17 protein-coding genes are annotated in these 21,367 nt (G+C 71.5%); 10 read left to right on the top strand and 7 right to left on the bottom strand.

The annotated features are described in order from the left end of the window. Nucleotides 1-39: 39 nt before the first annotated feature. Entirely contained in the window at nucleotides 40-1,833 is a 1,794-nt protein-coding gene (locus AB0F72_RS00690) for a sensor domain-containing diguanylate cyclase (RefSeq protein ID WP_360422899.1), read from the bottom strand. Nucleotides 1,834-2,000: 167 nt separating this feature from the next. Between AB0F72_RS00690 and AB0F72_RS00685 the strand changes: the two genes are divergently transcribed. Beyond that, nucleotides 2,001-3,767 (top strand): alpha/beta-hydrolase family protein, encoded by a 1,767-nt coding sequence (locus tag AB0F72_RS00685; RefSeq protein WP_360422896.1) that lies wholly within the window; start codon nucleotides 2,001-2,003, stop codon nucleotides 3,765-3,767. Here the strand turns inward: AB0F72_RS00685 and AB0F72_RS00680 are convergent. From AB0F72_RS00680 to AB0F72_RS00665, 4 genes are all read right to left on the bottom strand, one after another. Then, nucleotides 3,764-4,330, bottom strand: coding sequence for an antibiotic biosynthesis monooxygenase (locus tag AB0F72_RS00680; protein ID WP_360422893.1), 567 nt, complete (start codon nucleotides 4,328-4,330; stop codon nucleotides 3,764-3,766). The genes AB0F72_RS00685 and AB0F72_RS00680 overlap by 4 nt on opposite strands. Before the next feature lie 317 nt (nucleotides 4,331-4,647). Further along, nucleotides 4,648-5,688 (bottom strand): oxidoreductase, encoded by a 1,041-nt coding sequence (locus AB0F72_RS00675; protein WP_360422890.1) that lies wholly within the window; start codon nucleotides 5,686-5,688, stop codon nucleotides 4,648-4,650. 23 nt (nucleotides 5,689-5,711) lie between these two features. Then, complete coding sequence (locus AB0F72_RS00670) at nucleotides 5,712-6,347, bottom strand: response regulator transcription factor (protein ID WP_360422887.1); 636 nt, start codon at nucleotides 6,345-6,347, stop codon at nucleotides 5,712-5,714. Continuing rightward, complete coding sequence (locus AB0F72_RS00665) at nucleotides 6,299-7,579, bottom strand: sensor domain-containing protein (RefSeq protein WP_360422884.1); 1,281 nt, start codon at nucleotides 7,577-7,579, stop codon at nucleotides 6,299-6,301. The genes AB0F72_RS00670 and AB0F72_RS00665 overlap by 49 nt, the downstream gene beginning before the upstream one ends. 108 nt (nucleotides 7,580-7,687) lie before the next feature. Between AB0F72_RS00665 and AB0F72_RS00660 the strand changes: the two genes are divergently transcribed. After that, on the top strand, nucleotides 7,688-8,683 hold the full coding sequence (locus tag AB0F72_RS00660) for an acyl-CoA desaturase (protein ID WP_360422882.1): 996 nt from the start codon (nucleotides 7,688-7,690) through the stop codon (nucleotides 8,681-8,683). On the opposite strand, the gene AB0F72_RS00655 is transcribed toward AB0F72_RS00660, so the two are convergent. After that, nucleotides 8,680-10,419 (bottom strand): pyruvate dehydrogenase, encoded by a 1,740-nt coding sequence (locus AB0F72_RS00655; RefSeq protein WP_360422879.1) that lies wholly within the window; start codon nucleotides 10,417-10,419, stop codon nucleotides 8,680-8,682. The two genes, AB0F72_RS00660 and AB0F72_RS00655, sit on opposite strands and share 4 nt — an antisense overlap. A gap of 400 nt (nucleotides 10,420-10,819) precedes the next feature. Between AB0F72_RS00655 and AB0F72_RS00650 the strand changes: the two genes are divergently transcribed. The 6 genes from AB0F72_RS00650 (at nucleotide 10,820) to AB0F72_RS00625 (ending at nucleotide 17,321) form a co-directional block, all read left to right on the top strand. Continuing rightward, complete coding sequence (locus AB0F72_RS00650; RefSeq protein ID WP_360422876.1) at nucleotides 10,820-11,755, top strand: CDP-alcohol phosphatidyltransferase family protein; 936 nt, start codon at nucleotides 10,820-10,822, stop codon at nucleotides 11,753-11,755. A gap of 204 nt (nucleotides 11,756-11,959) precedes the next feature. Further along, entirely contained in the window at nucleotides 11,960-12,349 is a 390-nt protein-coding gene (locus tag AB0F72_RS00645) for a hypothetical protein (RefSeq protein ID WP_360422873.1), read from the top strand. Nucleotides 12,350-12,372: 23 nt separating this feature from the next. Beyond that, nucleotides 12,373-13,977: a phospholipid carrier-dependent glycosyltransferase gene (locus AB0F72_RS00640; RefSeq protein WP_360422870.1), complete on the top strand. Its 1,605-nt coding sequence runs from the start codon at nucleotides 12,373-12,375 to the stop codon at nucleotides 13,975-13,977. A gap of 52 nt (nucleotides 13,978-14,029) precedes the next feature. After that, nucleotides 14,030-15,655, top strand: a complete 1,626-nt coding sequence (locus AB0F72_RS00635; RefSeq protein ID WP_360422868.1) for a GMC family oxidoreductase — start codon at nucleotides 14,030-14,032, stop codon at nucleotides 15,653-15,655. Between the two features lie 8 nt (nucleotides 15,656-15,663). Beyond that, a complete protein-coding gene (locus AB0F72_RS00630) occupies nucleotides 15,664-16,605 on the top strand; it encodes a helix-turn-helix domain-containing protein (RefSeq protein WP_360422865.1) in 942 nt (313 codons plus the stop codon). Next, a complete protein-coding gene (locus AB0F72_RS00625) occupies nucleotides 16,602-17,321 on the top strand; it encodes an SDR family oxidoreductase (protein ID WP_360422862.1) in 720 nt (239 codons plus the stop codon). The genes AB0F72_RS00630 and AB0F72_RS00625 overlap by 4 nt, the downstream gene beginning before the upstream one ends. A gap of 696 nt (nucleotides 17,322-18,017) precedes the next feature. On the opposite strand, the gene AB0F72_RS00620 is transcribed toward AB0F72_RS00625, so the two are convergent. Continuing rightward, nucleotides 18,018-19,124, bottom strand: coding sequence for an MBL fold metallo-hydrolase (locus AB0F72_RS00620; protein WP_360422859.1), 1,107 nt, complete (start codon nucleotides 19,122-19,124; stop codon nucleotides 18,018-18,020). A gap of 64 nt (nucleotides 19,125-19,188) precedes the next feature. Between AB0F72_RS00620 and AB0F72_RS00615 the strand changes: the two genes are divergently transcribed. Together AB0F72_RS00615 and dgt are read left to right on the top strand one after the other, a co-directional pair. Then, on the top strand, nucleotides 19,189-19,767 hold the full coding sequence (locus tag AB0F72_RS00615) for a hypothetical protein (RefSeq protein ID WP_360422856.1): 579 nt from the start codon (nucleotides 19,189-19,191) through the stop codon (nucleotides 19,765-19,767). A gap of 23 nt (nucleotides 19,768-19,790) precedes the next feature. Beyond that, nucleotides 19,791-21,257: a dGTP triphosphohydrolase gene (dgt, locus tag AB0F72_RS00610; RefSeq protein WP_360422853.1), complete on the top strand. Its 1,467-nt coding sequence runs from the start codon at nucleotides 19,791-19,793 to the stop codon at nucleotides 21,255-21,257. The last annotated feature ends 110 nt before the right edge of the window (nucleotides 21,258-21,367 follow it).

Below are 21,367 nucleotides of genomic sequence, written 5' to 3'. Positions count from 1 at the left end.
GTTCGTCGGAAAACTCCTTGCACACAGTGTGCACTAAGTTCAGCCCGACGCGCGGTGCCTGCCCACCCGGCCGTGCTCGCCACCCACCCGGCGACCGCCGCCGGCGTGCTTGACCGCGTACATCGCGTGGTCCGCGGCGCGCAGCGCGGCATCCGGGTTCTCGGCCGCCGGCGCGAGGTGCACGCCGATGCTCGCGCCGATCCGGATCTCCTGTCCGGCGATCCGGAACGGCAGCTCCAGGACGTATCGGATCCGGCCGCTCATCGTCGCCGCGTCCTTCTCCGACAGCACGCCGGGCATCAGCACCACGAACTCGTCGCCGCCCACCCGGGAGAGCACATCGGTCTCCCGGACGCACGCGGCGAGCCGGTCCGCCACCTGACGCAGCAGTTCGTCGCCGACCTCGTGCCCGTACGCGTCGTTGACCGGCTTGAACCCGTCCAGGTCCACGAAGAGCACCGCGACCGGGGCGTCCGACAGCGACGAGCCCAGCGCGTCCTGCATCCGCCGCCGGTTCGGCAGGCCGGTGAGCGGGTCGTGCTGCGCCTCGTGCGCCAGCCGCTCGTGGAAGGCCTTGGTCTCGGACACGTCCCGTGCGTTGATCACCACGCCGTCCAGCGACGGATTGTGCAGCTGATTCGAGGCGGTGAAGTCGAACCACCGGTATTCGCCGTCGGCCGAGCGGATCCGGCACTGCAGCCGGATCGCGCCGTCCGGCTCGTCGAGCAGCCGGCTGAGCCGCTCGCGCATCTCCGGCTCGTCGTCCGGGTGAACCAGTTCGAAGACGCTGTGCCCGATCAGCGCGCCGGTCTTGAAGCCGAGCACGGCCTGCGAGCTCGGGCTGCTGAACACGATCCGGCCCCGGCCGTCGAGCACCGAGACCAGGTCCGGCGCGTGCTGGATGAGCGCCTGGAACCGCTCGTCGGCCCGGCGCCGCTGCACCTGGGTGCGGTAGCCGAGCACCGAGATGCCGGCCACCCCGATCAGCAGCATCGCGAGAAGCGTCAGGTTCAGGGTCTGACTGCGGGCGTGCACCACACCGTCGAACGAGGACTTGGTCTGCGTCCGCACGTAGGACCAGCCGCTGGGCAGGCCGCCGTAGACGATCGCGATCATGTCGGTCTTGCCCGACCTGTACTCGACGAACCGCACTCCGTCGGCGCCCAGCTCGGCGCGGACCGCCGGATCGATCCGGGTGCCGATCAGGGTCCTGTCGCTGGACGCCCCGACCACGCCGGCGCTGTCCACCACGACGGTCTGGTGCGCCTGGGTGGAGAGCCGAACGAGGTAGGTCTGCAGCGAGGTCTTCTCGACCTGGTTGAGGCCGATCAGGTAACCGATCACCGAGTCGTTGACCTGGACCGGCACGGCCACGGCGGCCAGCGCGGTCCCGTTCACGGTCATCACGCTGGAGAACCCGGCCTGCCCCTGCGCCAGCTGGGCCCTCATCGGCGCCCAGCCGGCGTCGCCGGCGGGCGGCAGCCCCGACTTGCGGCTCGCGGTGAGCACGTTGCCGTCCATGTCGGCGGTGAGCAGGCCGTACTGGAACGTCGTGCTCTTCGCGGCAGCGGCCGTGAGGGCGCCCCGATCCGCCGCGTTGTTCCGGCCCAGGTCCAGGGGGTGCGCGGCGAGGATCGAGGAGAGCTCGGCGGCCGAGTTCACCTGCAGCTGGCCGGTGAGCGTGCCGTTGTTCGTTCCGAGGGCACTGCTGTCCGCCCGGTGCACCGTGTCGGCCGCGCGCAGCGCCGACCGGTTCACCAGAAAGCCGATCACTCCGGCGGCGGCCAGCAGAAGCACGCTGACCACCACCGCGATCCAGTTACGCAGGCGCATTGGTGTCCCTCCTCGGCGCATCTGATCGGCAGACCGAACACGGACTGAACGAATCCCACCTAGGGGCTTCGCCAGGGGAGAACTCGGGGAAAAGGGGGCGGCGCTTCCGGTCATCGACCCACGATGATGGGGAGGCAACAGTGCGTCGTCGATGAACGGAGCACCGCATGCGCAGACAGGTGGTCGCGTCGCCTCCCGGGTGGCTCACCCCGCTCCGTGCCCGGATCCCGGCGCCCCGGCGATCACCGGAGGGCCAGGCGCCTCCGCCCGACGGGGGTGTGCCGAAGGTTCAGGGTGCGCCGAAGGTTCAGGGTGCGCCGAAGGGCCGGCGGATCGTCCGGACCGGCCTCACCCTCACCGGCGCCGCGTTCGCCGCCGTCTTCTTCTGCCTCGCCTTCACCCCTTCGCTGCTCCCCCGCGCCTGGTTCCTGCAGGGTGTGGTCGCCGGCATCACCGCGGCGACGGGTTACGCGCTGGGCACCGCGATCGGCGCGCTGGTCCGGGTGCGGCTGCGGTTCAGCGAACGGACGGTTCGCCTCGCGTGGCGGGCGCTGTTCTCCCTCGTACCCCTGCTGTTCCTGTTCTTTCTCTGGCTGGGCACCCGGTGGCAGCGCGAGCTGCGGGTGCGGCTCGGCATGCCGCAGGCGCAGGAGCACGACGTCTTCCGCACCCTCGGCGCCGGCCTGCTCACGTTCGCCGTGATCCTGCTCGTCGCGCGCAGCCTGCGGCTCGCCACCCACGGCTGTGCGCTGGTCTTCCGGCAGGTCGTCCCGAATCGCGCGGCCTACTGCGCGGGCACCGTGGTGGTCGCGCTGCTCAGCTACAGCGCGCTGGACGGCCTGGTGATGGCGCAGCTGTTCACGATGGCCGACCGGTCCGCGGCGGTGGTCAACAGCGGCACCGGCACCGGCGTCCTGGTGCCGACGTCGTCGCTGCGCTCCGGCGGCCCCCGGTCGCTGGTGGCCTGGGACTCGCTGGGCCGGCAGGGCCGGGCGTTCGTCGCCGGCGCGCCGAGCACCGCGGAGCTGACCGCGTTCGCCGGCCGGCCGGCGCGCGAGCCGATCCGGGTCTACGCCGGTCTGACCTCGGCGGACACCGTCGAGGAGCGGGCCGCGCTGGCGGTCCGCGAGATGGACCGCACCGGCGCGTTCGACCGTGCGGTGATCGCGATCGTCACGCCCACCGGCACCGGCTGGGTGGACAACAAGGTCACCCGCTCACTGGAGTACATGTACGCCGGCGACACCGCCCTGATCTCCATGCAGTACTCCTACATGCCGAGCTGGATCTCGTTCTGGGGCGACCGGTCGGACGTGGCCGGCAGCGCGACCGCGCTGATCGACGCGGTGCGCGGCAGGTGGGCCGCGATGCCCGCGACGACCCGGCCCAAGCTGCTGCTCTTCGGCGAGAGCCTGGGCACCTACGGCCTGGAGAAAGCGTTCGGCTCGGCGGCCGCCCTGGCCGGCGGCTCGGACGGCGCGCTCCTGCTCGGGCCGACCTTCGCGAACCCGGTGCACCGGCAGCTGACCGAGGAGCGTGCCGCCGGCAGCCCGGTCTGGGACCCGGTCTACCCGGACCTGCCGATCGAGTTCGCGGAGAACGCGGCGACCCTGCGCGCGCCCACCGGCACCCGGCCGAAAGTGGTCTACCTGCAGAACGCGACGGACCCGGTGGTCTGGTGGAGCTGGGATCTGTTCTGGAAGAAGCCGGAGTGGCTGACCGGCAAGCGCGGCCCGGACGTCACACCGGACATGCACTGGTACCCGGGCGTGACGTTCTGGCAGACCTCGTGCGACCTGCTCTTCGCGAACAAGGCGCCGACCGGCCACGGTCACGTCTACAAGTCCGAAACGGTCGACGGGTGGGCCGCGCTCGCCCCGCCGCCGGGCTGGACGGTTTCGGACACGCTGCGCCTGCGGGCCCTGCTCGGTTAGCGCTTGAGCCAGGATTGCAGCAACCGGGTCACCCTCGGCAGCACGAGATAGGTCATGATCGGTGTCAGCACCAGCGTGCTGACGAGCGTCTTCAGCACCGTGTTCAGCGCGCCCAGGTGCGGCGTCAGCAGGTACGCGGAGAGCAGGCTGACCGGGAAGAACCCGAGCCAGATGGTGACCGCCTGCTTCCAGCGCGGCGGTGCGGCCGGGGCCGGGCCCGGCTCGTCGATCGCCAGCTCACGCGGCGGGTCGAACCAGCCCTCGATCCCGGTCCGGCGCTCCACCCGGGTGTGCTCGACGAAGCCCTCGGCCGAGGAGAGCCACCAGCGGCGCTGCTCGGACTCCTCCCAGTCGTGCAGGGCCTCGGCGTCGGCGAAGCGGTAGAGCATGTGCCACTCGGACGAGCCGACCTCGGGCCGTACCCACCCGGTGCCGAGGAATCCGGGGAACGTCTCGGCCAGCGACGCGCCGGCCCGCACCCACGCTGCCATCTCGGCGGCCCGCGCCGGATCGACACGGCGGGTGATGGCGACGGTGACAGCGAGCTGCGGCGGAGACTGCATATCCCATATTGTGGTACGCCCGTGTTTCCGGCAGGCTTCATCCCGCCGATCAGTGCCGTGCCACACATCGCGGGCGCGCGTCCCCTTGACCCGAGATCCCCACGCAGGCCCAAACCCCACCCCGCGTGTGGAAATCGGGCGCGCTCCGCACCCCAACGCCACACGCAGCCGTGGGGACACCCCGCGTGTGGAAATCGGGCGCGCACCGCACCCCAACTCCACACAGCCGTGGGGACACCCCGCGTGTGGAAATCGGGCGCGCACCGCACCCCAACTCCACACGCAGGCGTGGCCCCCACGCCGGGCGGGGAGCGGGGTCAGCGCCTCAGACGGGCGATGCGGCCGGCTTCTCCGGAGGCCCAGCAGGAACCGTCCGGGGCGCAGGCGACCGCGTCGAAGCTGCCCGCGTCGAATCGCCGCCAGCTGACCCCGCCGTCGAACGAGACGTCGCTGCCGGTGGGGCCGACCGCCAGCGCGGCACCCCCGCGCCCGGTCCACGCGACGCCGGAGCGGTACTCGCCCGGCACCGTGCGGGACACGGTCCAGCGCCGGCCGCCGTCCCGGCTGACCGCCGAGCCGTCCGGGGCGGCCGCCGGGGTCACGTAGTCGCCGCCGACCGCGAGCCCCTGCCGCCCGTCGCGGAACGCCAGGCCGTAGACGCCGGCGCTCGGCCCGCCCGGGATCGGCGTCTCGCTGACCGACCAGCTGCGGCCGCCGTCATGGGAGGCGAAGACCCGCGAGACGGACGCGCCGCCGGTCGCGAACCAGGCGTGACGCCCCTGCGTGACCAGGCACGTGCCGCTGGCGGCGAACGCGAACTCGCCGGGCAGCGCGGCCGGCATGCCGCCGGTCGGCCGGACCTGCCAGGTACGGCCGCCGTCGCGGGTGGCGAGGATCCGGAACTTCCCGTCGACCGGGTCGGAGAGGGCCAGCCCGTTCCGGCGGCCGGAGAAGTCGAGGCAGTCGTAGAACGCGACCGGGTCGGTGTTGCGGAACGACTCGCTCCAGGTCCGGCCGCCGTCCGAGGTCCGGTACACCCGGGACTCCTCGCCGGCGCCGATGGTGAGGGCGACGGCGGTGCGCGCGTCGAACGCCTCGATGTCGCGGAACTGCAGCGCGGCCGCGTCCGCCGGGCCCACCGAGGACCAGGAGCGACCACCGTCGATCGTCCGCAGCACGGTTCCGGCCGAGCCCGCGGCCCAGGCGACAGTGGAGCTGACCGGGGCGAGCCCGCGGAACCGGGCGGTGGACCCGGTGTCGGTGAGCTGCCAGGAGAGACCCGGGCCCGGGGTGAAACCGGTGCTGCCGAGCATGACGAGAGCTAGGGCTGGGATCGACAACTTTCGCTGCAATGTCATGTCCGCAACCTACCGGAGCGGGCTCAGACGTTGAGGTACGCCAGCACCGCCAGCACCCGGCGGTGATCGTCGTCCGAGGGCGGCAGTCCCAGTTTCGTGAAGATGCTGCTGATGTGCTTGCTGACCGCTTTCTCCCCGATGAAGAGCTTCCCGGCGATCGCCCCGTTCGACCGGCCCTCGGCCATCAGCCCGAGCACCTCCCGCTCGCGGGCGGTCAGCGCGGCCAGCGGCTGGTGCCGGGCCAGCAGCTGGGACACCACCTCGGGGTCCATCGCTGTGCCACCGGCGGCCACCCGGCGCACCGCGTCGATGAACTGGGCCACGTGCGAGACCCGGTCCTTGAGCAGGTATCCGACCCCGCCCTTGCGGTCGCTCAGCAGCTCGCGGGCGTAGAGCGGCTCGACGTGCTGGGAGAGGACGAGCACCGGCAGGCCGGGCACCGCCACCCGGGCCGCGATCGCCGCCTGCAGGCCCTCGTCGGTGAAGGTGGGCGGCAGCCGCACGTCCACCACCGCCACGTCGGGTTTCTGCTCGACCAGGGCCGGCAGCAGCGACGGTCCGTTGTCGACCGCCGCCACCACCTCGAAGTCGTACGCCTCCAGCAGCCTGGTCAAGCCGTCTCGGAGGAGGGCGAGATCTTCGGCGATGACAACGCGCACGGCAGCTCCATGGTCACGACGGTCGGTCCGCCCGGAGGGCTGGACAGGCTCATCGTGCCATCGAAGGCAGCGAGACGGCGTTCGATACCCCGCAGGCCGGTCCCGGCGTCCGGGTCGGCACCGCCCAGGCCGTCGTCGCTGACCCGCATGGTGAGCATGCCGTCGCTGTGCCAGAGCTGCACCTGGACGCTGTGCGCCAGGCTGTGCCGGGTCGCGTTCGCCAGCACCTCGGCGACCGCGAAGTACGCGGCGGACTCCACCGGCGTGTCGAGCCGGCCGGCCACCGCCGCGCCGACGCTCGTCGGGATCGGCAGGGCCATCGCCAGCGCCCGGACCGCACCTTCCAGTCCCCGCTCGGCGAGCACCGGCGGGTGGATGCCGCGGACCAGGTGCCGCAGCTCGACCAGGGCGTCCGAGCTGGTCTCGCGGGCCTCGGCGAGCAGCTTGCGGGCCATCGCCGGATCCGCGTCGACCAGCTCCTCGGCCAGCCCGATGGTCATCCCGAGCGCGACGAGCCGGGCCTGCGCGCCGTCGTGCAGGTCCCGTTCGATCCGGCGCAGCTCGGCCGCCTGCGAGTCCAGGTTCTCGGCGCGGGTCGTGGTCAGGTGGCTGACGCGCAGGCGCAGCTCGGCGTTGCGGGTCGGCGCCAGGAAGAGCCGGGTCAGCCAGGCGTCGGCGCGCCGCAGGTAGGGGGCCATCGCCAGCCCGATCGCCAGGATCACGGTGCCCTGCGGCAGCGACAGGAACCCCTGGCCGACGGTCTCGATCGGCCAGACCACGCCGTAGCCGTACTCCCCGGTGCCGAGCCAGATCCAGAGCGGCAGCAGCACGATGCCCTCGATGCCGTAGAGCGGCACGGCGAGCGACAGCACGCCCAGCACCAGCCCGGCCACCGCGCCCGGGAGCAACCAGGCGAAGTCCCGCCAGGTCGCCGGGTCGGTGACGATCCACCGGTACCGGACGAGCAGGCCGCGTGACGGCGGCCCCGGCCGGTACGGGCGGGCGATCGGCATCCCGAACGTCGCCGCGAGCCGGCGCGACAGCCGGGCCCGGAACCGGATCAGCGCGGTCACCAGCGGCAGCAGCACCAGACCGATGCCGAGCACCGGGGTCAGCACCAGCGAGAGCACGAACAGCACGAAGAGCGGAATGTTCGTGATCGCCAGGGCCACGCTGAGCACACCGCCGGCCACGGCGCGGACGCCGTCCCGTATCCAGTCACGCGAGTCCATGTCCTCATCCTGGCCCGTGCCCGCCAGTGTGTCGGTAGTGCCAGCCCTACCACCGCAAGGGGTCTGGCACTCCTGACTATCCCGCGCGCGGGAGGGACGCTGAGATCCATGACGACGACAGCCGAGACACGAGCAACCGGCAGCGACTTCGCGGAGCTGAGCCGCCGGATCAACGCGGCCGGGCTGCTCCGGCGCCGACCGGCCTATTACGCCGTGCGCCTCACCGGCGTGTCCCTCGCCCTGGCCGGCGGCTGGGCCGCGTTCTTCCTGGTCGGCGCGTCCTGGTGGACGCTCGCCGTGGCCGTCCTCCTGGCCGTGGTCTTCGCGCAGACCGCACTGGTGGCGCACGACCTCGCGCACCGGCAGGTGTTCCGCACCAACAAGCCCAGCGCCCGGGCCGGCCTGATCGCCGGCAACCTGGCCATCGGCATGTCCTACGGCTACTGGATGGACAAGCACACCAAGCACCACGCCAACCCGAACCACGACGACCTCGATCCGGACGTCGGGCCGGGCGTGCTGGTCTGGAACGCCGAGAACGCGCAGGGCTTCGTCGCGAAGTACCAGGCGTACCTGTTCTTCCCGCTGCTCACCCTGCTCGGCCTGTCACTGAAGAAGGACAGTGTCCGCGCGCTCGTCAACGGCACGGTCAAGCGGCCGGTTCTGGAGGGCACGCTGCTGGCCGTTCACTTCGCCGCCTATCTCGCGGCCCTGGCGCTGGTGCTCAGCCCGCTGCAGGCCCTCGCGTTCCTGGTGGTGCACCAGGCGGTCTTCGGCGTCTACCTGGGCATGACGTTCGCCCCGAACCACAAGGGCATGCCGCACCCGGACGGCACCGAGGACTACTTCCGCAAGCAGGTGCTGACCTCCCGCAACGTCCGTGGCGGGTGGCTGGTCGACACGGCGCTCGGCGGGCTCAACTACCAGATCGAGCACCACCTGTTCCCGGCCATGCCGACGCCCAACCTGCGCAAGGCCCAGCCGGTGGTGCAGCGGTACTGCGCGGAGATCGGCGTGCCGTACGAGATCACGAGCCTCACCGATTCCTACGCGCAGGCGCTGCGCCACCTGCACGAGGTCGGCGCGGAGCTGCGGAGGAATTAGCGAGGGATGTTCCGCAGGTTGGTCCGGGCCAGCTTCAGCATCTGGCCCACCCCACCGCCCAGCACGGTCCGGCCGACCGCGAGCGCGAAGCCGGCCGCCTCCTCCTTGGTGACGTGCGGCGGCAGCTCCAGCGCGTTCGGGTCGGTCACCACGTCGAGCACGGCCGGCCCGTCGTGATCCAGGAATTCCCGCATCGCGCGGCGTAGTTCGGCCGGCTTCTCCACCCGTACCCCCAGAATGCCCGCACCCCGGGCGATGGCCGCGAAATCGACCGCGTCGTGGTCGGTCTCGAACGGCGGATCGCCGGCCACGAGCATCTCCAGGCGGACCATGCCCAGGCTGGAGTTGTTGAAGACCACCACCTTGACCGGGAGGTTGTGCAGTTTCGCGGTGAGCAGCTCGCCGAGGAGCATCGCCAGCCCGCCGTCGCCGGACATCGAGACGACCTGCCGCTCCGGGAAGACCTTCTGGGCGCCGAGCGCCTGCGGCAGCGCGTTCGCCATGGTGCCGTGCACCCAGGAGCCGAGCAGCCGGCGGCGCCCGTTCGGGGTGATGTAGCGGGCGATCCAGCTGCAGCACATGCCGGTGTCGGCCGTGAAGATCGCGTCGGAGGCGGCCTCCTCGTCGAGCACCGAGGCGACATATTCCGGATGGATCGGCGTGAGGTGCTCGACGTCGTGGGTGTACGCGCCGACCACCCGCTCCAGCTCCTCGCTGTGTTTCGCCAGCATCCGGTCCAGGAAGTCCCGCTTCTTGCGGTTCAGCTTCGGCAGCAACGCGCGGATCGTGGCGCCGACGTCACCGGCCACGCCCTGGTCGAGCGGGGTGCGCCGGCCCAGCCGGGACGGGTCGATGTCGATCTGGACGGTGTTCTTCCCGGGCAGGAACTGACGGTACGGGAAGTCGGTGCCGAGCAGGAGCAGCAGGTCCGCCTCGTGGCTCGCCTGGTAACACGCGCCGTACCCCAGCAGGCCGGACATGCCGACGTCGAAGGGGTTGTCGTACTGCAGCGACTCCTTGCCCCGCAGGGTGTGCCCGACCGGCGCGGACAGCACGTCGGCGAGCGCGAGGACGTCGTCGCGGGCCCCGGCCGCGCCGATGCCGCCGAAGATCGCCACCGTCTCGGCCTGGTTGATCCGCTCGGCCAGCTCCTCGATCACCTCGGGCGCCGGCGCGCCGATCACCGGGCCGGCCGCGCGGTGGGCCGTGCCGGTCTCGTTCACGGCGTGCTCGGCGAGCACGTCACCGGGCATCACCAGCACCGCGGCGCCGCGCTTGCCGATCGCCTCCTGGATCGCCACCCGGGCCATCCGGGGCATCTGCTCCGGCGACGACACCAGCTCGGTGAAGTGGCTGGCCTGCCCGAACAGCTGCTTCGGGTCGGTCTCCTGGAAGAAGCCGGTGCCGATCTCGGTGGAGATGATGTGCGAGGCGATCGCCAGCACCGGGGCGCCGGAGCGGTGCGCGTCGAAGACTCCCTGGATCAGGTGCGTGTTGCCCGGTCCGCAGCTGCCGGCGCAGACCGCGAGCCGGCCGGTGAGCTGTGCTTCCGCCGAGGCCGCGAACGCCGCCGCCTCCTCGTTGTGCATGTGCACCCACTCGATCGCTCCGCTGCGCCGGATGGCGTCGCTCAGCGAGTTGAGGCTGTCCCCCACGATCCCGTAGATCCGCTCGACCCCGGCCTGGACCAGCACCTCGACAAATTGGTCCGCAACCGTCTGCTTCGTCCCGAACATCCCCGTGCCTCCCGGCCCCGCTTCCTCTGGCGGATCTGCGAATACCCCCGCGCCGGGCGGCCCGAACGGGACGTGCGTCTCACTCCGGGCGTCAGCCTTCCGCTGCCTCTTTCGTACGCGGACCCGGCGCGCCGTTGTTGATGAGGGGGAAAAGGAGGCCTCCCGGGGCGGGTGGGCGTAAAGTCGATGGACCGGCCTGAGGGCCGGACGACGCACAGGGTTCATCCGGGTCACCGGGTGGGCGCGGGCGCCTCCGTTCGTCGGCGGCGACCGCAGACGAAAGTCGCCGGCACGGCGGCGATTACCGCAGGGCGAAAGCAGCGTCACTGCAGGTGATGGCCCTTGTGGTACCGGCGTTTTATTTGGTGTTCGCATAGGATTAAGGTCTAGAGTGCCGCGCGTGAAGGTGACCTTGCAGGAGATCCGGGAGCGGACCTACAAGCCGGTTGACGCGTGGTGGACCGTGCTTCTGGTCGACCCGCTGGCGTCCCGGTTGGTGCGTCTGGTCGCGCCATACCGATGGATCACGCCTAACGTTCTGACCCTGCTCGCGACCGTGATCGGCGTGGGCGCGATGGTCTTCTTCGCCATCGGCGACCGCTGGGCGCTGGCCGCCGGTGCCCTGATGTTCCACCTGAGCTTCGTCGTCGACTGCATGGACGGCAAGATCGCCCGGCTGAACGGGACCGGCACGATCTTCGGCCAGTGGCTCGACTTCGTGCTCGACCGGGTCCGGGTCTTCTTCTGCGCGGTCGCCCTCTTCGGCGGGCAGTACGTGCAGACGGACAACGTCGCCTACCTCTGGATGATGTCGGTCGCGGTCTTCCTCGACCTCTTCCGGTACCTGAACGGCCAGCAGATGGCGAAGGTCCGCCGGGTCATGCGGGAGCAGATCGAAGCCCTCCAGCCGCCGGTGGACCCGGCCGCCGTGACCGCCGGCATCGCCGCCGAGACCACCGCCGCCGAGACCACCGCCGCATCTGTCGCCGCACCGGCCGGCACGCCGTCGCTGCGCCGCCGGGTGGGCGACACCCTGCGCCGCAACCGGATCCGCACGCACCTGTTCAGCGGCATCGAGTACGAGATGTTCGTCTTCATCGTCGGTCCGCTGCTCGGCCTGGTCATCCCGGTGACCATCCTGGCCGGCGCGGGCCTGCTCGTCTTCGAGCTGTTCCTGATCCTGCGTCTGCTCCGCGCCTGCCAGCAGCACCCGGCCAAGCTGGCGGCGGCGGAGGCCGCGTTCGCGGCACGGCAGGCACCGGCCGAGACCGAGCTGATCGCGGCCGAGATGCCCGTCACCGGCGTCTCCCCGACGGGCGTGCCCACCACCGTCTGAGTCACCGCCTTCCAGGAGCACCCCCGGCGTCGTCAGCCGGGGGTGCTCCCGTTTTGCACCCGGCCGGCGATCCGCCGCCTCCGCGCCCTGCCGAACGGGAACGTGCGCGAACGGGAACGTGCGCGAACGGGAACGTGCGCGAACGGGAACGTGCGCGAACGGGAACGTGCGCGAACGGGAACGTGCGCTGACGAAGGGACTGCCATGAACCGGGAGAACGTGCCGCTCACCGTGAAGCTGCGCCTGATGAGCGCGAACTCCGGACGGCCCGTGCCGGGTTACCGGGTGAGCCTGTGGCACTGCGACAGCGCGTCCGGCGGCGAGCAGACCAGCGACAGGTCCGGCTGGGTGGCCTTTCCCAGCGCCTTCCCGGGCGAGTCCGCCGGGCACTGGCCGCACATGCACTTCGAGGTCTACCGGGACAGCCGGGCCGTGCACGCGGCCCAGCTGGTGCTGCCCGGCGACGGCCGGCATTCCGCCACGATGAGCCTGGCGTCCGACACCTGCTTCGCCGGCGGCTGGCCGCTGGAGATCCCGTCGATGACCGGCGACCCGAACCGCGGCCTGGTCGCCACCCGAACCGTGGATCTCTGAAGGCGGGCGGTTAGATTGGCGCGATGCCGCGCCGCCGCCTGCTCCACCTGCTGGCCGTCGTCGCGCTGCTCGGGCAGATGGCGTTCGCGATGGTCACCACCGCGGTGCAGCAGTCGCCGACGATCGACGAGCCGGTCTACGTCGCCACCGCCGAGGTCTACCGCCAGCAGCACAGCCTGCGCTACAACCCGGAGCACCCGCCGCTCGGCAAGCTGTTCCTGGCGGCCGGGCTGGCGTTCGCCGACGCGAAGCTGGACCCGGCGTACCAGGGCGACCAGACCCGGCTCGGCCGGCACCTGCTCTACGAGAGCGGCAACAACCCCTTCCGGGTGATGCTGCTGGCCCGGCTGCCGATCATCCTGCTGACGCTGCTGTTCGGACTCGTGGTGCTGGCGTTCGCCCGGGACCTGGCCGGCGGACTCGGCGGGCTGCTCGCCCTCGCCCTGTACGCCTTCTCCCCCGACGTGATCGCACACGGCTCGCTGGCCACGCTGGACGTGCCGGCCGCCGGTCTGCTGCTCGTCGCGTTCTGGACGGCATGGCGGGCACGCCGGCGGCCACTGGTGTATCTCCCGTTCGCGGGTGCGGCTCTGGGTGCGGCACTCGCTACCCGGATGAACGTGCTTCCCGTCGTACCCCTGCTGGTCCTGCTCGCCGGGGTCTCGATGTGGAAAGCGCAGGCGGACCGCCCGGAGCGACGCCGGCGGCTGCTGCTGGCCGGCGGCGCGGCGCTCGGGGTGGGCGTGATCGCGGTCGCAGTGGTCTGGCTCTGCTATCTGGCCGTCGATCCGCGGCTGCGCTGGACCACCCCGGCGAACCTCGCGCATCCCGGCGGGCTCACCGGCTTGGCGGTGGAACTGCTGCCGTTCCCGCAGGCCTACCGGGACGGGATGCTTCTCCAGTTCACGTTCGAGAACCGGCAGTTCAACGGATTCCTGCTCGGTGAGGCGTATCGAGGGTCGCGGTGGTACTACACCCCGGTGGCGCTGCTGATCAAGACACCGCTCGGGATGCTGGCGCTCTGGGCGGCCGGCGCGATCACCATGCTGGTGCTGCCGCGGCTGCGGGCGGCGGCTCTCTATCTGCTGCCGGTGTCGGCCGTCCTGCTGCTGGTCACGATGACCGGCGCCCGGAACTTCGGCACCCGGTACGTGATCTTCCTGCCGATGTTTCTCGCCGTGGCGGCGGGGACCCTGGCGCTGCTGCGGCCGCGATGGGCGCACCTCACGACCGGGGTGCTGGTGGCGACCGTCGCGGCCGGCTCGCTCATGACATTCCCGACTTATCTCCCTTATTCCAATATTGCGTTCGGTGGGACGTCGAATACCCACAACAACCTGCATGACGCGAACGTCGACTGGGGCCAGGACCTGCCCCGCCTCAGTGCCCGGCTGAAGACGGCGTACCCGGACGAGAAGGTCTGGCTCGTCTACAAGGGCGCCGGCGTCCCGTCCTACTACGGGATCGTGGCCGGCGACCCCTTCGACGTGCCCGAGCAACAGGTCCGCGGCCTGCTGGTGGTCTCCGACTCCCGGGTGGCCCTCGCCACCGGCCGCCTCAAGCGCCTGATCGAGTCGAGCACCCCCGTCGACGAGGTGGGTCATTCGATAACGATCTATCGGAGGTAGTTCCCCGGCTGCGGGCCTTCCGGTTACTCGCCGGTAATGCTTAGGTGAAGCGATGACGCATTACGACATCGTCGTCGTCGGCAGCGGCTTCGGCGGCAGCGTCAGCGCCCTGCGCCTGGCGGAAAAGGGATACCGGGTCGGTGTGCTCGAGGCCGGCCGCCGATTCACCCCCGAGACACTGCCCAAGACCTCCTGGGACCTGCGCAACTTCCTCTGGGCCCCGCGCCTCGGCATGCGGGGCATGCAGCGGATCACGTTGCTCAAGGACATCATGGTGCTCTCCGCGGCGGGTGTCGGCGGCGGCTCGCTGGTCTACGCGAACACGCTCTACCGGCCGCCGGCCCCGTTCTTCGCCGATCCGCACTGGGCCGGGATCACCGACTGGGCGGACGAGCTGGCGGTCTTCTACGACCAGGCGTCGCGCATGCTCGGCGTCACCGAACAGCCCACCATCACCCCGTCCGATGTGGTGATCAAGCAGGTGGCCGACGACATGGGCGTCGGGCACACGTTCCGGCGCACACCCGTCGGCGTCTACTTCGGTGAGCCCGGCAAGACCGTGCCCGACCCGTACTTCGGAGGCGCCGGACCCGAGCGCACCGGCTGCGTCGAGTGCGGCAACTGCATGATCGGCTGCAAGGTCGGCGCGAAGAACCGGCTCGACGTCAACTACCTCTACCTGGCCGAGCGGGCCGGCGCCGTGGTGCACCCGGACACCGAGGTGACAGCGCTACGCCCGGGCTGGCGCCTGGAGACCACCAACGGGTCCTTCACCGCCGATCAGGTGATCCTCGCGGCCGGGGCGCTCGGCACCCAGCGGCTGCTGCATGCCATGAAGGACACCGGGGTGCTGCCTCAGCTGTCGGACCGGCTGGGCGAGCTGACCCGTACCAATTCCGAGGCCCTGCTCGGCGCCGCCGTCAAGGACGTGCCCGCGGAGCCCTTCTCCCGGGGCATCGCGATCACGTCGTCGTTCCACCCCGACCCACACACCCACATCGAACCCGTCCGCTACGGCCCCGGCAGCAACGCGATGGGCCTGCTCTCCACCCTGCTCGTGGACGGCGGCGGGCGGATCCCACGGCCGCTGCGGTTCCTCGGGCAGGCGCTGCGGCACCCGGTGATACTCGCCCATTCGCTGTCGGTGCGGCGGTGGAGCGAGCGGACCATCATCGCGCTCGTCATGCAGTCGGTGGACAACTCGCTGACCGTACGGCGTACCCGTCGCGGGCGTCTCACCACCTCGCTCGGGCACGGCAAACCGAACCCGGTCTGGATCCCGGTCGGCCACGAAGCGGTGCGCCGTCTCGCCGACCGGATCGGCGGGTATCCGGGCGGCACCGTGGGAGACATCTTCAACATCCCGCTCACCGCGCACATCCTCGGCGGCGCCACGATCGGGGAGTCGGCGTCGTCCGGGGTCGTCGACGCGTACCACCGGGTCTGGGGCTACCCCGGGCTGCACGTGGTGGACGGCTCGGCGGTCCCGGCGAACCTCGGGGTCAACCCGTCGCTGACCATCACGGCCATGGCGGAGCGGGCGATGTCGCTCTGGCCCAACAAGGGGGACGAGGACCCGCGCCCGGCGCCCGGAGGCGAGTACCGCCGCCTGACGCCGGTGCCGCCCCGCTCCCCCGCCGTTCCGGCCCACGCGCCGGCCGCCCTGCGCCTGCGATGATCCACTCGGTGCCGCTCGAAGCGGTCGGCACGCCGTGCTTCACCGTCACCGGCCGGCCGCACCCCGGCCTGCGCGGACACGTGCTCTCCTACGGCGGGTTCCGCAGCGACGCGCCGATCGGGCACCGGGTGCTGCCGATCAACATCCCGGCGCTGATCATCGACATCACCGGCGCGGGGCGGGTGGTCACCGGGGCGCTCGGTGCGGCCGTCGTCTCCCGGCAGGTGCGCTGGGGGCACGGGGTCACGGTGGGGTTGAGCCCGGCCGGCGTGCGAGCGGTCCTCGGCGTGCCGATGCGGGAGATCGCGGGGCGGTCGGTGCCGCTCGTCGACGTGCTGGGCGACGGCGGGGAATCAGGCGACGGCGGGGAATCGCTGGCGGCGCGGCTGGCCTCGGTGCCGGACTGGGGTGGCCGCTTCGCCGTCCTGGACGAATGGTTGGGCCGACGGGTCTCCTCCTCGCGCATGTCGGATTTGTCGGACAGATGGGCCGCGGAAGCCTGGTACCGGTTACAGGGCGACCCGCGCCGGTTGGCGGGTGACTCGGCTGCGGCGGGAGCGGGGGCTGCGGAGGGAGCGGGGGCTGCGGCGGGAGCGGGAGCTGCGGCGGGAGCGGGGGCTGCGGCCGTGCGGGTAGGCGCTGTCGCGGCAGCGGCCGGCGTCGGGCGGCGCCGGCTGGAGACCGTCTTCCAGCGCTCGATCGGGCTCACCCCCGGCACGGTCGCCCGGATCGCGCGCTTCCAGCGCGCGATCACGATGGTTGCGGCAGGCACGGAACTGTGCCGGGTCGCCACCGATGGCGGGTACGCGGACCAGGCGCACTTCACCCGAGAGGTACGCGCGCGGTGCGGGGTCACGCCTACCGAACTCCGCGGGATCCTCCGATCCGCCCTGCCCGCGCGCATTCCTTCAAGACCGGGCGGCCACCGTCTCCGTACCGTCGGGTCATGACATCCCTCACCGGCAGGACGGCGCTGGTCACCGGCGGATCACGCGGCATCGGCCGTGCCGCGGTCAGGCGCCTCGTGAGCAGCGGCGCCCGGGTCGTCTTCACCTACCACGTGGCCGCCGCCGACGCCGAATCCCTCGCCGCCGAGACCGGCGCCGAACCGGTCCGCTGCGACCAGGCCGACCTGGACACCCTGCCGGGCATCTTCGCCCCGGTGCGGGACGGCCTGGACATCCTGGTCAACAACGCCGCCGTCAGCCAGTCCCGCCCGATCACCGAGCTGACACCCGCCGACTTCGACCGGATGATGACGATCAACACGAAGTTCCCGCTCTTCGCGATGCAGGCGGCGATCCCGCTGCTGCGCTCCCCTGGCCGGATCGTCAACATCTCCACGCTGAACACCGTGATCCCGGCGGCGGGAACCGCCCTCTACAGCGCCAGCAAGGCCGCGCTGGAACAGTTCACCGCCGTGGCCGCCCGCGAACTGGGCCCCCGCGGCATCACCGTGAACACCGTCTCCCCGGGCGCCACCGACACCGACATGCTGCGCGCCGCCAACCCACCCGAAGCGCTGCCGCAGACCGCCGCGGTCACCGCCCTCGGCCGCCTCGGCACCCCCGACGACGTGGCGGCGGTGGTCGCCTTCCTCACCACCCCCGACGCGGGCTGGCTGACCGGCCAGAACCTCCGAGCCACCGGCGGCCTCCTGATCTGACCCGAGCCCACCCGATGTCACAGCCGGTAACCGGCCACCGCGGAGCGCCGCTGCTTTGCGTCACTCTGTGGGGCCTGGGGCGTCCACGGGTTTCCGGTCAGCGCGGCAGTCACCTCGGTTGCCGGCACTCCGAGTGACAGGCACGCTCGCTGACGGGCCGTCGACCTCCCAAACCGACCCGAACTCCCCACGCGCCGCGGAACGGGACTGTGCCGCGGAAACACAGGCGCGCGTGAGGGCCATGCGGCATCGTTTCAGCGCGCGGCATCGCGGACGAGGACGGGTGAGGGCACACACAACGTCATCGTGAGCCCTCACCGATGCCAGGGCAGGGGCGTGGGCACACGCAGGGCTTCGGTGTGCCGCTGTCGCTGCGGCCCGAGCTTCGGTGTGCCGCTGTCGCTGCGGCGCGAGCTCCGGTGTGCTCTCGTCCCGGTGCCTGCACCGCATCGTGTGCCCCGACCCCGCTGCCGGACGGGCATCGGAGCCGGCGCGCGGCTTCCGTGTTCGGCCTGCGTCTGTGGTCGGTCCGGGGCGGGACTGACAGGAAAGGGGCGCGACCACTCACGCACGCCGCCCGGGGCGTGGCGCGCGTTTCGGACGCGCCAGCGGCCGGCGTGCCGCCCCGGGCACCTCGGCGGGAGCTGCGGTCCGCACGCACCACCCCGCTGCGAACGGAATGTGACGTTGATCTTTTCAGGCGATTTGCTGCCACCAGCCGTCGACGGGCGGGGGGTTGTCGACGTCGACCCGCTCGCCGGGCCGGGGGACGGCCAGGGTGACCCCGCGCGCCTTCGCCTCACGCCAGGTGCGGTCGGCGGGCTCGGACCAGTCGTGCAGGGCCAGGTTGAAGGTGGCCCAGTGCACCGGGATCATCAGGCCGCCGCGGACGTCGACATGCATGGCGACGCCGTCCTCGGGGAGCATGTGGATGTCGGGCCAGGCGTCACCGTAGGCGCCGACCTGGACCAGTGTGGCGTCGAACGGGCCGTGTTCGGCGCCGATGTCGGCGAATCCGGGGAAATAGCCGGTGTCGCCGGAATAGAACACCTTGCGCGTCGGACCGTTGATCACCCAGCTGGCCCAGAGCGTCTCGTCCCGGCTGAAGCCACGGCCGGAGAAGTGCCGGGCCGGCGTCGCCACCAGCTCGACCCCGTTGACCTTGGCTTTCTCGTTCCAGTCGAGCTCGATGATGCGGGTGGCCGGGACGCCCCACTTCTCCAGGTGGGCGCCGACGCCGAGCGGCACCAGGAACGGCGCGGCCTGCAGGTCGACCAGGTTCTGGATCGTGGTCATGTCGAGGTGGTCGTAGTGGTCGTGGGAGATCACCACGGCGTCCAGCGGGGGCAGCTCGCGCAGCGGCAGCGGCGGCTCGTGGAGGCGGCGCGGCCCGCCGAGGCGGGACGGGGAGCAGCGGTCGCTCCACACCGGGTCGAGCAGGATGCGCCGCCCCTCGATCTCGACGAGTGCCGACGAGTGGCCGTACCACGTCACGTGCAGCCCGGACGCGTCCTGCCCCGGCGCCGGCGTGACCAGCGGGATCGGCTGGTGCGGGTGGCGCGCCTCGCGGCCGGTCAGCGTCGCGGCGGCCACCTTCGGCATCGACGCGGCCGTGATCATGGTGGCCGGCACGGTGTTCCGGAACTTGCCGCCGGAGAACTGCGGGGACTCCTCGATCCGGGCGCGGCGCTCACCGCTGGCCCGGGCTCCGAGCTGCGCGGGGACGTCACGGGCGGCCCACACCGCCGCGGCGCCCAGAGCAGCCAGAGCCAACACGGTACGGGTACGCGCTCGCTTCGCCATGCCCACCAGTCTGACCGCCCCCTGCCCTGCCCGGCCACCGCGTCCGGCATGAAACACTCGCCGCGTGACGCTCGACACCCTTCAGGCTCAGCAGCAGCTCATCATCCGGCAGCGGATCCGCTTCATGGTCAACCAGTACGAGGTGCACGCCGTCTCCCCGGACGGCCGGGAGGCCGGCGTGCTGGCGTTCGCCCAGCAGAAACGGCTCGCGTTCAAGGAGCAGGTGACCCTCTACACCGACGACACCAAGCAGCAGCCCCTCCTCGGCTTCAAGGCGCGGCAGGTGATCGACCTGGGCGCGACGTACGACGTGACGGACGCGTACGGCCAGCCGATCGGCCTCTTCAAGAAGAGCTTCGCGGCGTCCCTGCTGCGCTCGACCTGGGTGCTGGAGCAGCCCGGATACGGCGAGATGGTCGGCCAGGAGCGCAGCATGCTGGTGGCGGTGCTCCGCCGCTTCATCGACTACCTGTCCTGGCTGCCGTACCACTTCGACTTCACCATCGCCGGCCGCCCGGCGTTCTCGGTGGTGCGCAAGTGGGGGCTCCGGGACCGGTTCGAGGTCTCGATCCACGACCCGCACCTGGACCGCCGCCTGATCGTGGCGATGGCCGTTGCCCTGGACGCGCTGCAGTCGCGCTAGCAGGCCCCGGTAACCTGCTGCGGATGGACGATCCCCGTGCTCAGCGCCTTTTCGGCGACAGTCTCGTCGCTCCCGGCGACCTCGCGTCGAGCCCTTTCCGGGTGGACCGGGACCGGATCGTCAGTTCGCCGTTCCTGGCCCGCCTGGCCGGCGTCACCCAGGTGATCAGTCCGGGCGGGGCGGGCCTGCTCGTGCACAACCGGCTCACCCACAGCCTCAAGGTGGCGCAGGTGGGGCGGGCCATCGCGGAGCGGGTCCGTGCGTCGGATCCCGATCTGACCGACAAGTTGGGCGGCTGCGACCCGGACGTCGTGGAAGCGGCGGCGCTCGCCCACGACCTGGGGCACCCGCCGTTCGGGCACCTGGGCGAGCGGGTGCTCGATCAGCTGGCCCGGCACCGGCTGCGCCTGCGGGACGGGTTCGAAGGCAACGCTCAGTCGTATCGGATCGTGACCAGCACCGAGGTGCGGGGGCAGGCGACGATCGGGTTGAACCTGACGAACGCCGTCCGGGCGGCGATCCTGAAATATCCGTGGACGAGGCGGGAGCACCCGGATCCGCATCCGCGTTTCATGGATCCGGCGCCGCGGGGCGCCGCGGCGGTCCCGGACGATCCGGACGGCGGGTCGCTGAAGTTCGGGGCGTATTCCACCGAGATCTCGGACATGCGGGCGGCGCGGACGCCGTTCGCCGGGCGGGTCGCCGACTGGCAGCAGACGGTCGAGGCCTCCGTCATGGACACGGCTGACGACATCGCGTACGCGATCCATGATCTGGAGGACGTCCACCGGGTCGGCGTGCTGCAGCAGGGCGCGGTCGCCACCGAGTTGATGGCCTGGCAGCGCTGGGGCGCCGAGACTGATCTGACCCGGGCAGGCGGCGCCATCGAGTCCCTTCGCCGGCAGCTTCATCGCAAGGACGGCTGGATCGCCGACGACGACGCTTTCGCCGGCGCCGTGGAACTGGTCCGCGCCGAGCTCGTCGACGGCTTGCTGGCCCGCCCGTTCGACGGCTCGATCGAGGCCGAGGCCAGGGTCGCCGCCTTCTCCGCGAACTGGACCAGCCGCCTCGTCGACGCCATCGAGCTGATCGGCCAGCCCGCGATCCGGAGCGGTCACGTCCAGCTGTCCCGCGCGCAGTGGCACGAGGTGCAGGTCCTCAAGTTCGTGCAGAACCGCTTCGTCCTGGAACGCCCCGATCTGGCCCTGCACCAGCGCGGCCAGGCACGCCTCCTCGCCTCGCTCGTGGAAGCCCTCCTCGCCTGGCTCACCGACCCGGACGAAGAGCAGCGTCTCCCCCGCCGCCTTCGCGACCTGGTCGAACTCGCCGAGGCCGAACTGCCCACCGGCACCCCGGAACGCCTCACCCGCGCCCGCGGCCGCGCCGTGATCGACTTCGTGGCGGGCCTCACCGACGGCCAGGCGGTCGGCCTGATGGAGGCCCTCTCCGGACGCTCCCGCCAGCTGTGGACCGACGCTTTCGTCCTCTAGAAGCCTCCAGAAGCCTCTAAAAGCCTCTAGAAGCCTCTAAAAGCGGCACCCGAGTGTGCCAACCTCTTTCAATCACTGGCGCCGATTGGTTGGCGATGGAAACCTATTGG

The sequence above is a fragment of the Actinoplanes sp. NPDC023936 genome (assembly GCF_040639325.1).
GTDB lineage: Bacteria > Actinomycetota > Actinomycetes > Mycobacteriales > Micromonosporaceae > Actinoplanes.
Note: the sequence above shows the minus strand (reverse complement) of the source record. Positions and strands in the feature narration are given on the sequence as shown.